The 17395-nt window shown below is 64.2% G+C and carries 10 protein-coding genes; all 10 read right to left on the reverse strand.

The window, feature by feature from the left end; translation table 11 throughout:
* Positions 1–177: 177 nt before the first annotated feature.
* Positions 178–2280, reverse strand: a complete 2103-nt coding sequence (locus DEH80_RS13340; RefSeq protein ID WP_109721005.1) for a prolyl oligopeptidase family serine peptidase — start codon at positions 2278–2280, stop codon at positions 178–180.
* A gap of 365 nt (positions 2281–2645) precedes the next feature.
* Positions 2646–3830 carry a glycerophosphodiester phosphodiesterase gene (locus DEH80_RS13345; RefSeq protein ID WP_109721006.1) on the reverse strand — a complete coding sequence of 395 codons (1185 nt, stop codon included), beginning with the start codon at positions 3828–3830 and terminating at the stop codon, positions 2646–2648.
* Between the two features lie 119 nt (positions 3831–3949).
* On the reverse strand, positions 3950–6247 hold the full coding sequence (locus DEH80_RS13350; RefSeq protein ID WP_109721007.1) for a DUF6351 family protein: 2298 nt from the start codon (positions 6245–6247) through the stop codon (positions 3950–3952).
* A 168-nt stretch (positions 6248–6415) separates the two neighbouring features.
* Positions 6416–8335, reverse strand: a complete 1920-nt coding sequence (locus DEH80_RS13355) for a cytochrome c3 family protein (protein WP_133249240.1) — start codon at positions 8333–8335, stop codon at positions 6416–6418.
* Positions 8336–8637: 302 nt separating this feature from the next.
* Entirely contained in the window at positions 8638–9453 is an 816-nt protein-coding gene (locus DEH80_RS13360; RefSeq protein WP_109721009.1) for a hypothetical protein, read from the reverse strand.
* Positions 9450–11624, reverse strand: coding sequence for a cyclic nucleotide-binding domain-containing protein (locus DEH80_RS13365; protein ID WP_109721010.1), 2175 nt, complete (start codon positions 11622–11624; stop codon positions 9450–9452). Before DEH80_RS13365 ends, DEH80_RS13360 begins: the two co-directional genes overlap by 4 nt.
* A gap of 12 nt (positions 11625–11636) precedes the next feature.
* Positions 11637–12653: a multiheme c-type cytochrome gene (locus DEH80_RS13370; RefSeq protein WP_109721011.1), complete on the reverse strand. Its 1017-nt coding sequence runs from the start codon at positions 12651–12653 to the stop codon at positions 11637–11639.
* Positions 12654–12698: 45 nt separating this feature from the next.
* Positions 12699–13970 carry a 2Fe-2S iron-sulfur cluster-binding protein gene (locus DEH80_RS13375; RefSeq protein WP_109721012.1) on the reverse strand — a complete coding sequence of 424 codons (1272 nt, stop codon included), beginning with the start codon at positions 13968–13970 and terminating at the stop codon, positions 12699–12701.
* A complete protein-coding gene (locus tag DEH80_RS13380; RefSeq protein ID WP_133249241.1) occupies positions 13970–15343 on the reverse strand; it encodes a hypothetical protein in 1374 nt (457 codons plus the stop codon). Before DEH80_RS13380 ends, DEH80_RS13375 begins: the two co-directional genes overlap by 1 nt.
* Before the next feature lie 74 nt (positions 15344–15417).
* Complete coding sequence (locus DEH80_RS13385; protein ID WP_133249242.1) at positions 15418–17385, reverse strand: multiheme c-type cytochrome; 1968 nt, start codon at positions 17383–17385, stop codon at positions 15418–15420.
* Positions 17386–17395 lie beyond the last annotated feature (10 nt).

Raw genomic sequence — 17395 nt, forward strand, 5'->3', positions numbered from 1 at the left:
CTGGCGCACAGATGAGAGCAGGTAGCGAGCCCGCTCTCTCTGATCCGACATGACCCGCACGACATCACTCGATCGACTGCAGACCAAGCCAGTCGGGGTTCCAAACTGTTCAGACGCGAAACCGACACCCCGGTCGGCTAGATCGGGGGCTGCCGTCCGCTCGCCAAAGACCCTGATTCAGCCCCCCGTGTAGCGCCATAGAAAGGCATAGACGTCCGCCGCCTCGGCGATGCGCTTGGAGGTCGGTTTGCCGGCGCCGTGTCCGGCCTTGGTCTCGATGCGGATGACGACGGGGTCATCACCCGCATGCGCGTGTTGCATGGCGGCGATGTACTTGAACGAATGGCCGGGCACGACGCGATCGTCATGATCCGCCGTGGTCACCAACGTGGCCGGGTAGTCCGTACCGGGCTTGATGTTGTGCAACGGCGAATAGGCGTGGAGGTAGTCGAAGCCCTCGGCGTCATCCGAGCTGCCGTAGTCCGGCACCCAGGCCCAGCCGATGGTGAATTTGTGGAAGCGCAACATGTCCATCACGCCCACGGCCGGCTGGGCGGCAGCGAACAGGTCCGGGCGTTGATTGGATACGGCACCGACGAGTAGCCCGCCGTTCGAGCCACCCTGGATCGCGAGGTGCTCGGGCGCCGTCCAGCCGGATTCGACCAAGTACTCGCCCGCGGCGATGAAATCATCGAACACGTTCTGCTTGTTCTCCCGCGTGCCGGCGGCGTGCCAGGCCTCGCCGTATTCGCCACCACCGCGCAGGTTGGCCAGTGCGAAGACGCCGCCGCGCTCCAGCCACGCCAGACGATGAATGCGGAAGTACGGCGTCAGCGAGACATTAAAGCCGCCGTAGCCGTATAGCAGCGTGCGATGGTCGCCGGTGGGCTTCATGCCCTTCTTGTAGGTAATGAACATCGGCACGCGCGTGCCGTCCTTGGACGTGTAGAACACCTGCTCGGTGACGTAGTCATCGGCGTTGAAGTCGATGTCCGGTGACTGCCACGCCGCGCGTTTGCCGGTGTTGAGATCGGTCCGATAAATCGTGTCGGCGCGCAGGAACGATTCGTAGGAGTAAAACAGCGTGGAATCGTCAGCTTGCCCCGCCACGCTGCCCACGGTACCCAGCCCCGGCAGTGCAATCTCGCGCTCCAGCTTGCCGGCCGTGGAATACACCCGCATGCGGTGGGCGGCATCACGCATGGACACCACCACCAACCGTCCGCCGGCGAACTCCACGGATTCGATGGTCTCCTCGCCCTGCGGGATGACCGTACGCCAGTGGGTCTTGGCCGGTTTGGCCAGGTTGATGGCAATCACCTGGCCACGCGGGGCGTTCTCGGTGGAGAACACATAGACCGTGTGCTCGCTGCTGCCGATCACGTCGTAGCGCGCAACGAAGCCATCGACCACTGGGGTGACGGGGCCGTCGAAGTTCGGAGTATCGCCGTCGCCCAGGTCTAGGCGGAAGAGCTGATTCTTCTCTTCGGCGCCCCTCCAGGTGCTGATGGCCACGTAGCGACCACCACGGGTCACGGCCGCATCGAAACCCCATTCCGGCTTGTCCGGCCGGGCGTAGACTTGTACGTCCTCGGACTGCAACCGCCCGACACGGTGATACCACAACGACTGATTGGCCAGATCATCAAAGGTGCCGTCCTTGGACGGATACCGCGAGTAGAAAAAGCCCAGGCTGTCGCGCGTCCAGTCGATATCGGAGAACTTCACATCGGTGAGCGTCTCCAGCAGGTCGCGGCCGCTGGCCACATCGCGCACGCGGATGCTGCGCCAGTCCGACCCGGACTCGGCCAGTGCGTAAGCCAGGAAGCGCCCGTTCGGTGACAACGCATAACCCGCCAGCGCTACCGTGCCGTCGGCGGATAAGGTGTTGGGATCGATGAGCACGCGCGGCTTGCCGTCCAGGCCGGTCTGCAGGTAGAGCACCGCCTGGTTCTGCAAGCCATCGTTGCGCTCGTAGAGCAGCAAGTCGTCGTTGACCGTCGGCACGCCGAATCGCTCGTAGTTCCAGAGCTCGGTCAGGCGCTCACGGAAGCCCTCACGCGTATCGATTTCAGCCAGGACCTGGTCCGTAATCGCGTTCTGACGCGTCACCCAGTCCGCGGTCACCTCTGAGTCGGTGTCCTCCAGCCAGCGATAGGGATCAGCGACCTGGGTGCCGTGGTAGTCGTCCACGACATCGCCGCGATGGGTATCCGGGTAGTCCCAGGCGGCGGCAACAACAGGGGTGGCCGCCAGCAAAGCGACAAGCAGTGAGCGCATAGTGATCTCGATCGAATCGTAGAAACGTAGGTGGCTTGGCCAAGACTCGCAGAGCAGACTGCGCTGATTGGCTGGCCGCCAGGATGGCCTGAACAGGGTACAGAATGATCCAGCGGGCGAAGGCACGAAGCCGGGCGCTTGCAATCGATCCGAGTGAAGGCGCTTGAGTGACCAAGCCTGCCCGTAAAGCGCTGGACGGTTCAGCTGCCGATGGCCGCGAGCCCACCCGCTGGTCAACCGCGGCGTGCCAACCGCTGGGCCTGGCGTCGCCCAGTGCTCCGGCCCGAAGTCCTGCGACGTGACTGCACTCTAGCCTCTCAACACACCTCGACTTCGCGCGTGCTGCGCGACGCGCTTGTGGCCGACTAAAGCGGCCGACTACGCCCCCGGCGCCCGAGGTACAACAGGCCGATCAGGGCGACCAAGCTCAGCAGGTTCAAAGCGCCGCCGCCGCTATCGACAGCCGAACCCGCGTCGCTCGGCGCGTCGTCAGGATTGGCCGGCGGCTCACCGGCTGCCTGCACGAGCACCACACCCCGCCCGCTGGGCGCCGGGGCCCAGATGTCGCCCGGCCCCTGGTTGGAGACCACCCGCCCGGCAACGCCCGGACAACCGCGCTCAAAGTCGCTGGGGTTGCCGCGCTGCTCGGGCGTGGTCCCCGTTCCCAGGTCATCGATCGCAGCGCGCAGGATGTCAGGATTGTTGGTGAAAATGCCGTCGATGCCGTAGCCCAGCAGCGTGTCCATGGTCTGGCGGTCGTTGACGGTATAGGTGTGCACGTCATGACCATTGGCATGGAAGCGATCGATGACCGCAGGGTCCGCGAGAATGTTGGCGTTGTTGGGCGAGAACGCATCCATGTAAGCGTCGCCGGTGCCACTCGTCTGAATGGACAGATTGCGTAGGTTGGTCGGCGCGCCGTACAGGTACACGGTGGGCAGTGTGGGCGCCAAGGCTTTGATGCGCTCCAGGCTTGCCGGGTCGAAGCTCTGCATCAGCACGCTGCTGTCGGCCACTCGGCCTCCGCCGGTGTCGATCAAACCCTTGCGCGTCAGTAACTCGGTGAGCACCTCTTCGGCCCGGCCGCCGGCCGAATCCTTGGTCTCGACGTGAAAGCGCATTAAGGGATTGATACGCAGGTAGCAGTCGAGCTGCTCCTCGAAGGGCACGATCTTGGCGCCCACAAAGGCGTCATCAGCCTGGGTGGGGTTCCGGGTGTTGAACCAGGAGCCGAAGTCCATCTCCCGAAGCTCGGCCAGGGTGTAGTCCGACACCGCGCCACTGGCGTCCGACGTGCGGTCTACCGTGGTGTCATGGATGCACACGGGGACCTCGTCGGCCGATAGCAGGACATCGCACTCCAGCATGTCCGCATCCATCTCGATGGCCAGATCGTAGGCAAAAAACGTGTGCTCCGGCGCGTAGGCCGAGGCGCCGCGGTGGGCGATGTTGAGCTGAGGCCCATTGGGGCCGGACACCTGGGCCGCGGCCGGAGGGACGATGACGGCAATGGCCATGACCAGCAGGCCGCGCAAAGTGTTGGAGAGCATGTGAACGGTGCAGGATGCGAACGAAGCGCCGCATTCTTGCCCAGTCACATCATTGTTTGATGACAGTGGCCGGCGATGTCATCGGCGCCGGCCACTGTCGGGTTTCGCCGGGTCTGACGCTACCGCAGACCGTAGTCGAATGCGGCCGCCTGCATGCCTGCGCCCGAGTTGGCTGGCGGCGGTGGCAGCGGCTCGCCACCGACGATCATGCGGCCGTTGTCGTCCACATAGCGCAGCCAGGCGACCGTCGGCTGCTTGGCCCGGCCGGGTGCGCGGTAGTCGCAAACGCCATCGGGGAAGGCCGTGGCCAGCTGGGCCCACTGCTCATCGGTGAACGGCACCAGCCCGTAGTCATCATTGCGATCCAGCGGCTTGAGCTGGCAGTCGAAGTTGTCTGCCGTGCGGGTGTCGCCCGCGACGGTGCGCGGCGTACCGTAGGCGTAGAGCGGGCGCAGCAGGTCAATGCAGACCTCACCCAATACCGGCTCACCCCCCACAATCGCGCATTGATCCTGCACATCGCCCGGCCGGTTACGAGAGATCTTGTCGGCCAGCGGTGTGTCGCTGCTGTCGGCCTCGACCTGCGCCAGCCACGCGTCCATGGCATCCAGCCCACGGTAGACATACTCGAGATCCCCGAGCAGCGGGACCGGGCCACCCCACATCACATGGTTGCGGGCGCTGCCGTGCTCGCGCTCGATGCGCCAGCGGATCCACCACGCATGCAGCGCATCGTGTGCAATCCCCGGATCGGGTCCGACGAAGGTCAGAATCGGCACCGTATCCAGATTGTTGGTCATATTGATCATGCCGCTGCGATACGCATTCCCCACGGCCGGGTGATCGGCCCGGGTGCGGGCGGCCTGCGGCTGGATATCGACATCCAGCCCACCGATCTTGACGTTCAGATCAACAAACATCGCCGGTGTGATGAGCCCGGCGCGCAGGGCGTTGAGGCCGTACTGCACCCCGGTGTTACCCAACGGAATACCGGTGAACCCAAAGCCGACCTGCTGCTCGATTTCCGACCAGACTTCGGGACCGCGCTGCCCGAGAATATGCGGCATCCACTCCAGAATCCCGCAGCGCTGCCCGGTCGGGTTGGTCTCGGGGTCGTAGCTGGCATCCCCGGCGCAGTTGCCGGTGGTCTGGGTCGCCGCCTTGAACAAACCCTCATCGGCGACCACGGCGTTCACATGCGTCAAATGCCCTTCCACCGGCCCCCACAGCAACGGGTTCCAGACCACCCCTGGCGCCCAGCGACTGGGGTCTTCGAAGTACTTGCGCATCAGATGCAGGTCGGCAAATTGCAGCCCGGCCGACAGCGAGTCCGGATACGCGCACATGGTCAGCAGGCCCTGATACAGCCCCGGGTAGGCGTTGGCGATGGTCAGCTGGGCAATCGAGCCCCCCGAGCAACCCGTGCCAATGGCATAGCGCAGCGGGCCGTACTGCTCCACAAAGCGCTCCTTGGCCATCATGATCGATTCGGCCGCCAGGGCCACATCGCAGTTGTGCCCGGTATTGGCCAGCGCCGTCGATAGCACGGCATAGCCCTGCCCCAAGGCATAGATGTAGCTGGGCTCGATGAGCGGGATATCGCCGAAAGTGCCCGAGTAATCATCCAACGGTGCATTACCCGGCGTGTACTTGGCCCCGCAGTTGCCACCATGGGTGATCAACATCTTGCCGTTCCACTGCGGTTGCGGTGCCCAGGGCTCCCAAGGCGCCTCCGGGTTGAACAGCGTCAGGATCTTGTACTGGTCGCGATCCTGGTAACCCAGCTCCTGGCGCACGATGAAGGGCACGGTCTCGCCATTCTGTGTGGTGGTCATGGCCACATCATCTGGCGGATTGTCGGGATCGTAGGGCAGCAGGTCGGTGCCCAGCGACACCCCGGGGATCGGCTCCAGCACATCGACCAGGGCCGTGGGGCGGTAGAGGTAGCTGTACTCGGCAGGCTGGTTACAGGCCAGGTCCACCGCCCCGTCCTGACAGCGAATCCGCTTGATCTCGGGCCGGGAGAATATCGGCCCCTCATTGGGATAGTTGGTGATGGTCGTACTGGATTGAGCGCCGTTAAGCTCGACGACGAGGCGATTCTCACCAACCGTCAGCCCATCGATGCGCCCCATGACGCGGCCGTTATTCCGGCGCGCGAAATCGGTGCTGATGTCCTGCCCGTTCAGGGCAACCCGCAGGCCATCAACGGCCTCGTCACCCGGAACGGCGATCTCCATGAGCGCATCGCCACCACTGATCATGTCGGCGCGGTTGGACAGCACCAGGACCGACAGACCCTCGCCCCCTGCCTCGACCGGCTCGGTCACCGACGGCGCACTGCCACTGCAGGCCGTCATCAGCAGCCACACGGCCACCAGTCCGCCACGCAGGGCGGTCGTGGGAATCCCCAACATGATCAATCTCCTCGTTGCACCCGGCCGCTTGGTCGCAGCTCGTTCGTGGCGTCGGGATCATGGCCCGACGCATGTAACGCCTAGTGTACGCCGCAGGCACCCCGGGGGGATTGTCACCAGCGGGACGTTGGTACCACCCGTCAGGTCAACGTGATGAGCCGGAGGGGTTCAGGGCCGGGCTGGCAGGGCACTCATCTGGGTGGGCGGCAGCGTCGCCTCGAACTCGCCAACGTGGTAGCGGTGGCACTGGGTGCAGTCGTCACCGGCCCGATCAGGCTGGTGACATTCCAGGCACACGGCCTGCTCAAGCGGCTGGAAATTGCTCGCAAAGTCATGGGGGTTGAGCGTTTCGAAGCTTTCGGCGTAAGCCGCGTCCGGCGCCACCTCATGGCAGGTTCGGCAGCCGGCGTCACCCAGCAGGCTGAAATGCGCCGCATGATCGAACTCGGTGAACTGGCGCAGCTGGGCCGACACCTGCCGCGGCTGCCATTGCACTTGCCGCGGCGCCTCGGGGCCATCGCGTTCCACGCTGTGGCACTGCAGACACATGCCGGGCTGGCGCGGGTCCATCCAGTCACCGCCAGCCTGACCTGCAGCCAGGTCGGTCCAGGCACGCAGCACGGGGTCGGCATGACCTGCCGGGCGGTAGCGCAAGACGAAATCATCCAGGTACCAGCCGCCCAGCGCCATGCGCTCTTCGGGACTCAGGCCGGGCTCGGATTCCGGCTCGGGCGTCGGCTCCGGCTCGGCGAAGGGATCGATATCGTCACCCCCGGCAAACAGATCGCCGCCAAACAGGTCTTCGTCGGCGCCTGCATCGTCTGCAAACAGGTCGCCGAGCGACTCGTCATCATCCCCGCCACCAAACAAGGCATCGAAGTCATCCAGCCCGTCGTCATCTGACGTGGCCTCGGGCGTATCGGCGGGCTCCGGGCGCAGTGCCGTGGTCGCTGGTGGCTCGCCGCCCTGATGGGCGGCGACCTCACTGGCCAAATCCGGGAACCACCGCTGCTGGGCGGCATCGATGAGCCCGATGGGTAGCAGACCCGATAGGCGGCGTTGCGCGGTGGTGTCCAGCGGCGCCTGTTGGCTGGCCTCGAGTCGTTCGATGAACTCGGCGCTACCGCGTTGCTGCAGGTCGTGAATCAGGTGTTTGAAGTGCCAGGCCAGCTCGGAGGCGGCATCACGCTGGGAGGCTGTCGCAGACTCCAGGTCCAGCAGATCGACGTCTTCGAGTCTTGCCTGCAGCTCAGCGTAGTTCGGAACAGCCGCCAGCAGCCATTGGTTCATCGGCGGCAGCTCTCCGTCGGCAAAGGCCGGCCACTGGCCGATCTGCTCGACCAGGGTCAGATCGAAACCAGGCACGGCGAGTACCGCCAACCCGCGTGCCCCGGCCTGGGAATCACCCGCAATATCGCCCGCGTGGCAGTCGCCGCAGCTGGTGTCGAATGCGCGCACGCGCATCGTGCGACCGTCTTCCGCGGGGACATGGCAACCCGAGCAACTGGCCGGTGCGGCCTCGGCCTCATCGGCAAAGTGCTTGCCCAGATGTGAGGCATGATCGAAGACGATGCGGGTTCGCCGGTCATAGGGATAATCACTGAACTCGGGGTGGCCGTCACCAAAATGCGGAAACCGCTGGCTGTGACAGACCTGGCATTGACCGGCTTCGACAGCCGTTAGGTCAGCCGTCGCGCCCTGGTGTTCCTGATGACAGGCACCGCAGGCAATCGGGGCATCGGGCGTACCCCAGATTGCGCGGTTCAATTCCACAGACCAGGGGCCCAGGCGATCGCCAGGCTCGCCCACCGGCAGCGCCGTGAGTCCGTGGGGGGCCTGCGGTGTCTCGCCGAGGTCATGGCAATTCAGACAGGCATGTTCACCGCCCACCGGCATATCGGCGCCGCCGTTCCACGCCGCCTGCAGCCAACCGCCAGCCTCATCGCCTGCCGTCGTGTGGCAATCGCTGCAGGCCTGCACGGTCGAATGGGCCGCACTGAGGTGGCCGGGTTCAACCAGTTCGCCCGCCCACTGTCCGGCCAGACCCAGCAAGACCAGTCCCAACGCTGCAACCGCTGTTGAGCGCACCAGGAGCTTGCGTCGGTACTTCCAGCTACGACGTGGTCGACACGGTGGCTCCTGCTGGCAGCACCGGCCATCCGCAGCCGGGCCGCCGGCACAGGGCCCACCTTGCAACGGCCCCCGCGTACAGCGCCACCGGTCACCATCACGCACGGGCTGACACTGAGGTCCGGCGCCGCAATGGCCCCGGGCGTCCGGCCCAGCATGACAACAGCTGCCGTCTGCCTGACGCCCGCACACCCAATGTTGATTGGGGCGGTGGTAAGGACTGGCCGCGTAATCGAAGGGCTGCAAGCGCTCAGTCATGCCTACAGGCCTCCAAAGGCATGGGCCGAGATGAGGTGCACCACGGCCAGCACTAGCATCGCTGCAGTCAGCGGGACATGGACAAAAAGCCAGCCCTTGAGCAAGCCCTGAACCGTGTAATGCATATCCAGATCCGACTTCTGCCTGCACAAGGCCGCCAGCTCTCTGGCAAAAGGCTTTTCGGCTTCGGAGAGGTAGCGTTCCAGCGCGATGAGCCGGCCATGATGTCGTGTTACATGATCACCGTGACCCAGCGAGCGCCAGCGCCACCGCGGCGCCGTGAACAGCCCCGCCAGATGCTGGCGATAGTGTTCGCCCAGCAGCGTTGAATCGGTCTCGCTGGCCGCCTGCACGACCAGGGCCTCAGCCCGTTTGCGCAGCGTGGCGGCATGTTGCGGAATGCGCTCGAAGATCAGTTCCTCATCGGTCTGGTTCAGTCGGCGCGGCAAGCTGCGCGACCAGTACAGCCCCAGCAAGCCGCTACCCGCCGTGAGTACGAACAGCCACCACAGCAGCCACTCCAGCACGGCGTCCGGCCAAGACAGACCGGTATGCGCCGCAAAGATCACGATGGCCAGCGCGCCCGTATAGGCGTGCAACTGCAGCCAGACAGCAGCCCGACCGATGGGCAGCATGCTCAGCCGCTTGCGCTGGCTGTACAACGACAACAGCAGGATGGCGATGAACAGCAGCCACCCCGTCCAGAGGTCCGCGGCTAGCAGGCCGGCATCCAGGGCCAGGAACAACAGCCAGCCCAGACCGGCCACGATCGCCCACGCCAGCAGATTCCGGCGCCGCCGCAGCGCAAATGGGGTCATCGATGCAGCCATTCGATCAGGTTAGGCAGATCCCGCATGTCCACACGTTCCAGCGCATCGTGCGGACAGGCCCGCTGGCAGGCCGGTCCGCCAGGCTGGTCGATGCAGAGGTCGCACTTGGTGGCTTTCTGGACTGGCGCGCCAGTGGCGTCGTTGTGGACGAAGTCCCCGGACTGATTACGCACCTCGACCATGCGGATGTTGTTGTACGGACAGGAGTTTGCGCAGGTGGCGCAGCCGATGCAGGTGTCGTCGTTGATCACGACCTGCCCCTCTTCCGAGGCGCGATGAATCGCCCCGGTCGGGCAGCCAATCATGCAGACCGGGTCGGCGCAGTGCATGCAGGCATTGGCAATCATCAGTCCATCGTGACGCGGCCCGTGACGGTTGAAGCGGGGGTTGTTCTGATGCCCGACGGCGCAGGCCTCGGTACATGCATCGCAACGCACGCAGCGATCCAGATTGATCAGCATGGCGGCGCGCCCGTTGATCAGGTGCCGATCCACCAGCATCTCGACCAAGGCCTCATCGTCCTGCGCGCTCTGCACATCCAGGGGACGCAGGGCCTCGTCGATTCCGGCAGACGCGCCGAGCACATCGGCCTGCTCCTGGCGCAGGGCATCCAGCTGCGCCGCGCTCAAGCCTGGTAGCACATGCTCTTCGATCACCTGGGTGGGCACACGCAACACGTCTGCATAGCCCACGGCCCGCAGGGTGTGATGGTGTGTTCTGGGCTGTCCGTTGTCGTCGGCCAGCAACGCGTCCAACCCAAACACGGCACCGCGGCCCAGGTAGTTGATCGTCTGCTGTCCGTGATGCAGGGGCCGCGTGACCCGAGCGAACCCGGAGCGAATCAGCAACAGGCCATCGGGATAGTCCCCGGCGCGCACGATCTCGGGCTCGGCCTTCATGCGCGCCGCATCGGGTTGCTCGGCCATGCGCTGGTAACTGGTGTGCCAGTCGAATTCGCCGTAGCTCTCGAACAGGGTTTGACTTGCGATGTCGTTCATCGCTGCGTCGTCCAAATGCGCAAATAGCGGCGTGGCGCGTAGATGCGTAATCAGACTGTTCTTGCGATACAAATCTTCGACATGCCGACGAAACGCCTCATCCCGCTTGCGTAGATCCCGCAGGCCCTGCCAGCGAATTTCCAGCAGGATGGCGTCGTCTTCAGCAAACACGGTCGCGGTGCGCTGCGTCCGCCCCAGGGCGGCGATCTCGCCAAACACTTCGCCACTGGCCAACACCGCCGACTGGGTGTGATCGAGTACCGCAGGAATGTCCTGCACAAAGGTGTGGGGCGCCGCTGCACCCGCCCGTTCTTCGACCACGGTGGCACTCCACGACGCGCTGCCGTCATCGGCGCTGAGCAACCGGGTGCTCAACATGGACTGCTCATCAACCTCGCCCTCACCGATGAACCGCAGATCGCAGGTCCCCAGGCGAAGTGTGGCCTGCCCCGCCAGCACCTGACGCTCGATGCGCACGCCGTCGATGAAGGTGCCGTTGGAGCTCCCCAGATCAACCAGCTCCCAACCCAGTTCGGTCGGCACCAGTCGGGCATGGCGAGCCGACACGGCGGCGTCGCTGAGCACGACGTCATTCTCGGCATCTCGACCAATACTCAGGCCGCTTTCCGGAACTGCATCGAGCAAGATTTCACGTTCGGATTCGCTCGACGACCCGGTCATGACCAGGCGCGCCGCTGACGGCGTCGACGCAGGCGCCTCGGGCACGTAGCGCGACACATCGCGAACCTCAGGCTGGCGTGGATTCCGCCATAGCTGCGCCACCGCCTGCATCCAGTTCTTACGTTGCGGCTCCGCCCGACCCAGCGTGGCTTCGGGCAGACCTGGCGGCAGGATGACCCGCACCCGCCCCTGCACAATCAAGAAGGCCGAATTTCCGTAGTCCCCGGCGCGGACAATGATCTCTCCGCGCGTGACCCGTCGCAGCCGAGTGTCGTTGCGGACGATGCTCTCCAGCGTCACCGGTGGCCGGAATCGCGACGGGTCCATCTGGGCGAACGGCGGCATCGAGAGTATGCGCGCCACATCGCGCTCGCTCATGGCGTCACCGAACGGCTGTGACCAGCGCTGCGGTGGCGGAATGCTGGACGGCGCCGCCGAGGTGGCGGCTCGCAGATCTCGGGTCAGGATGGACTCGGCCATGACGTCGTCCGATTAAGGCGCGTAGACCTTGCCCTTGTAGGCACCGGCCGCGGGCAACAAGCCATCCAATGCGGCCAGCTCGCTGCCGTCATAACCGTTGGCGATGGCTTTGGCCTGCTCGGCCACCCGGTCAGCGGCGGCGGTCAGGGCGGCCTCGTTGTTGAGCGACACCTTGGCCGACCCGGCAATCTTCAGCAGGGCGGCCACTTCGGGAATCGCGACACCGGCGTCCGAGATGGCCTTGATGCGCAGCGCCGACCGCTTGGCGCGCTTCGCCATCTCGACCGCATATTTGGCTTTTGCCGTCGCCTTGGCGACTCCGCGCAGGGCGTACTCCAGGTCCAGCGCTTGGCCCACCAGGAACATCAGCCGCTTACGATTCTGGCTCGCTTCCGCATTGCTGCCGGCGTCGTTGTACCAGACGTTGTGGCGCACTTCGCCCTGGCTCCAGGCCACCAGTTCGAAGTTGCTGCCAGCCGGGTGACCACCGGTATTGACCAGGTCTTCCTTGGGCACGGTATGGCACTGGTAGCAGTTCTCGGCCAAGGCGTAGAGATCGCCCGGTCGAATCATGCCCGCGGCTTCGGACTGGGTCCAACGCGCCTTGCGATGTGCCTCGGATTCGTTTTCGGCCGTTGCATCCTTGCCACCGAAGTCGCTGTGCACTTCGATCCAGTCCTTGCCGGCCCCATGGCAGGACTCGCAGGTAATGCCGCCGATGGTTTCGGGCTTGCCTTCATCCAGCTTGGACGTGAAATGGCAGGACACACACTCGCCCTCGGCCTTGATGCGCTTAATGCCCATCTTGTCGGCAATGCTGCGTGCCTCGTCGGTTCGCGGCATGTTCTTGAACGTGGAGAAGTGATGCGTATCGCGCCAGGCGGCGATCGAGGCCTCGTGGCAGTCACCGCATGCCGTCGGCCCGACGACCTTGGCCGGGTCTAGCCGCAGCTCTTGCGCCGTAGCGGTGGAGGCCCCAAGCACGGTGGCTGCGACCAGGGTGAATGCGGCAAGAATGTGGCGTGTCATGGTGCAGGCCTCCAATGGCGGTCAATCGGTCTTCGGAAAAATGAATCAGGCATCCAGCACGAGGTTGGACGTGGGTCGGGCAATACAGGGCAGACAAGAACCGGCCTCTGGCTCCGCTGAGGGTGGGCTGGCGTAGTCGACCTCACCTGAGCGAACGGCGGTGACGCAGGTCCCGCAGTTGCCCGCCCGGCAGCCGGAGTCGATGACGACATCGTTGTCCTCGGCCAGCTCCAGCAGGGTTTCAGCGCCACTCCAGTTCACGGTCTTGCCGGAGTGGGCGAATTCGACGGTCACCGCCGGCACGTCGCTGGCAGGCTTGGATTCTGTCTTCTTGATGGAAGCAGGTCCGAAGGCTTCCATGCGGATGTCCGCCTTGGGCACGCCCCAGTCAGCCAGGTCCTGTGTCACAGCGGCCATCATCGGCGGCGGACCGCAGATGTAGAACACATAGTTGTTCGACGGCAGCATCTGCTTGAACAAATCGACGCCCACCCAGCCGTGGTGGTGGTAGGTCTCGCCCAGCACATCGCCTTCGGTCGGCTCGCTGTAGCAAAGACAAACCCGCAGGTTGTCGTGGGCGGCTTCCAGCGCCTTGAGATCATCCTGGTAGATCTGATCGGCACCGAACCGTGCACCACTGAAGAACCAGATCTCCTGATCATAGCCAGCCGCACACGCGGCCTTGAGCATGCTGAACACCGGCGTGATGCCGACACCGCCGCCAATCAACACCACCGGTCTACGTTCTTCCAAATCCAGGAAGAAATCTCCAGCCGGTGCTTTTACATCCAGAATTTCACCTTCGCTGACTTCCCGATGGAGGAAGTTGGACGAGAGCCCGGGCGGAGCGTCGGGCGCCTTCGGCGGCGGATCCAGACGTTTAACCGAAATCCGGTAGTGCCCGGTTTCGCTGGGGCTGTCCGACAAGGAGTAGCAACGAACCAGTGGCTTGGCCCGATCCGGCAGCTTGAGCTGAAAGGTCAGAAACTGCCCGGGCTTGAACGGCGGCAAGGCCTTGCCGTCATGCGGTATGAGATAAAACGAGGTGACCGAATCACTCTCGGGCACCTTGCGCTCGATACGAAATTTACGTGTACCGCTCCACCCTGCGTCGACAGCACGAACAGCCGAGCGGTGACGCACGGCGGCGGTGGCCAGTTCCAGATCTAACTGTTGCAGCCGCTGATCGTGGTAGCGACGCGCCATGGCCGCATCGCTCCGGGCACGCAGCAGCACCGTGGCCAGGTGGAGCAGCGCCCCGATCACCAGGACGGCGCCCAGCAGTTGCACGGTCATCGGAGCCACGAGCCAGTCCATTAGAGCTTCACCACGAGTTCGGCACGTAGGCCTTGTTGATCCGGCCCGGTGTCCGCAGCCCCGAGGAACCCGCCGAACTGAAGCAGAACCCGTCGACCCACGGCCTGCTGCAGGCGGAAGGAAATCGCGCTGGCGTCGTTGTCCGACACCGTGTGCTGACCGCGGCGCCCGGTCTCAACAATGAGCTGTGTGCGATTGCGGTTCCAGAACATCTGGTAACCCAGGGCCACCCCCCAGGCATCGTCCGTACGATTACCCAGCGGGGCCGGGAATGCGCCGATCCCTCGTGCAGCAAAGGTGATGCCTGTTCGGCCCAGTGGCCCGCCGGCCAGGGGGTCGCGGGCCGCGGAGGAAAAGTTGTCCTGACCGTAGAAGGCGTTGGCGTACAGCAGGTTGTGCGTGTGATATGGCGTGATCGACCACTCCGTGAAGAACAACTGGCCATCATCGGACGAAGCCAACCCAGTTCCGTCACTGCCGATATCGTTGGAGAACAGGAAGCGGAACGTGGTGTTCACTAGACCCAGACGCTGTACCGCGCTGATGCCGCCGGCGATCAGGTCGCCACGGCCCTGGCTGCCATCGACCAATGCCAAGTCCAGATCCACAGTCGTGGAAAATTGGTTGCCAAACACCGTGTCCCACTGCGTGAACAAGGCGTAGAGCCGGGCACCGTCGTCCGGTGCGTTGTCGTCACGATCGATCTCGTCCCAGGCGTACAGCACCGTGACACGCAGGTTGTTCAGCCAATCCATGCTCGGAAAGCGTAGATTGTTTCGGGTCAGGCCAATGGCATCCAGGCGATCATTGATCAGAAACCCGTCCTGGAAGGTGATCTGCTGGCGGCCGACGGAAAACCCGATGTCCAGGTCGTGTCGGTCCGTGGGATCCAGCGCGGGAAACAGTTCACCGAAATCCCCTTCAAAGAACAGGGTGGTGATGTCGGCGTTCGTGTGATCTTCGAAGGGGTCCTGGCGATCCGGGTCGTACTGCCAGCCGGTGAACTGCGCGCCATCATTCAACGGCCGGATGCCGATGAGTACTCGCTCGCTACCGGAGAGTTGCAGGTTGCCGAACAGGTCCAGCCGGCTGACCAATTCGCTGCGTCCGGTGCCGAGATCGTTATCAAAGCTCTGCAGGGCCGAGCGGAACGTGCCATAGACCCAGAACTGAGGCTGCCATACCGCCCCACCCGGCAGGAGCACGCCGTGGGGAATATTGCCAGGCCCGAGAAACTTACCGCCCAGCTCCACGATCGGCGGCGTCAGTTTGGGCAGCTCGTCATCGCCCAGATAAGGACCGGGCTCGTCGGAGAAACGGCTGGCGTCGCCGGCCGCCCCTGCCACGCCGCTGCCGGCGAGCATCAACCCCACAGCGACAGCTCGACAGAGCGCCCAACCGCTGCGCCCCAAACGACCTTGCTGCGTCAATCTGTGCAACGGCTGCATTACTGCACCTCCGTTTGCGCGACGTTTGCGCCGCCGATAGTCGTTTTGCGCGCCCAGATCACTTCATGCCCGGCGACCACCCCGTCCGCGACATCACGTGGACTCATGCCGTAATCGAAGCCCACGTGCTGGATCTCGGCAATGAGGTTGACCGGCACCATCGCCGCCTTGAGCTCCACCTCGACGCTGTAAGGACCCTTGCCGTTAAGCGGTGCCCGGTACTTGGCGGTTCGCGTCGCACCCGGCGACAGCACCTGGCGATGTTTGCGTGCGCCGGCCGGCTGGCCCGTCAGAATCGTGGAAGACGTGCTCGGACGGATGAACGGCAGTGCATCGACCGAGTAGTTCACCGTGAGCACCTGCTCGCGTTCGCCGCCACGCACGTTGCGGGTTACAAAGCGCGACTGCATGTTGAACAGCTGCTTGTCGAGCGGCAGGTCACCGTTGTGCACATAGATCGAATGTGAATCGCGCACATCGCCATTGGGGTCCAGGTCACCCGACTCCATCAGCACCTGGCCACCGGCATCGCGGACCACCACGTGCAGCCAGATCACCCGCTCGGCATCGAAGCCGGTGGGGACGCTATGACCATCCATGATGTTCTTGACGTCGACGGCGAATCGAAGCTGCTCGGCGGTTTGCCGCGTCACCTCGATCTCACCCAGGCCGAAGCCGTTGCGCAGCACCTCGAGACGCTTCTCCCGCGCCCAGGCCAGGCGCTCGAACTGGTCATCGAGTATGGCCCTGGCGTCGTAGCGATCATCGATGGCGCGCCATCGCTCAGGAAACTCGTAGTCATCGGAGACGGTGTCTTCGAAGGCGTCCGTGCCCCAGCCAGCCTCATGATCAAATAACAGCCAGTCCCGCGGGGTGGCCAGCTTGGTGGCCTCGATGTTGTGCGGGAAAATTCCGGGGTGAACGATGGAGTAATCCGGCCCTGCGAAGAAATGATTCGTCAGCTTTCTCGGCGGCGTGGTCTCACTGCCAATCTGGGCGGCTGGCCCAACCTCGTAACCCGCATCTTTGCCCTGGACCTTCCCCATATGGCAGTCCTGGCAGCTCACACCGTTCTCCGCCGCCGGTGACTGTTTGTAGTCCGAGAACGCTTCTTCCAGGCGAAATCCGTTGAACAGATTGACGTCGTGGCAAACGCCACAGAAGCCGGATTCACCGATGTATTCGAAGCTGCGAACCTCGCCGTGAATCTTGCGACCCGATTTGTCTGGATCGGGCGTCAGCGTGCCGCCAGAACTATCGATGGTGGCCTGAAGCACCTCACCATCCGTCGGCCCATAAACCGGCGCGGTCAAATCACCCGTCTCCAACGCGACGCGCCCGCTCACCTTGCCGTAAGGCTGGCTCAGACGATGGCAGACCACGCAGGTAATCCCCTCGCTGGAGGCCGGGTGCCGGTCCAGGTTGGAGATGAACGGCGACTCACCCTTGTTCATCCCAACCTGGGTATGACAGCGGATGCAGAAATCGCCATTGGTGCTGCTGGTTTGTGCGTTGATCGTGCGCTGCATCGCCATGTACACCGGCGAAATCTGCGCATAGGCGTGCTGGGACACCGCCCATTGTTCGTACTGCCGTGGATGGCAGCTGCCACAGGTGTTGGCCGACGGGTATTCCGCCTCTTCGAACAGGGCTCGGTGGATCTCGTCGGCCGTCAGGCGATCATCATCCGCCGGGGAAACATCCGCAGCCTCCACGGCCTCGGTGGTCGCCGCAGCTGGAGGTTCGCCAGACAACAAGTCACCGTCGAGCAATCCGCCGGAGTCATCGAGCAAATCGTCACCGCCGTCCAGCAATCCACCGGAATCCCCCAGCAGATCACCGTCCGAAGCTGCCTCGCTTTCCTCCAGCAGCCCGCCCTCGAGCAGCCCCCCATCAAGCAGGTCATCCTGCGCCCAAGCCACACAGGTCACCAACCAGCAGGCGGCGATCAGTCCCGTCCGGATCATCCCATTCACT

The sequence above is a fragment of the Abyssibacter profundi genome, from assembly GCF_003151135.1.
Classification (GTDB): domain Bacteria; phylum Pseudomonadota; class Gammaproteobacteria; order Nevskiales; family OUC007; genus Abyssibacter; species Abyssibacter profundi.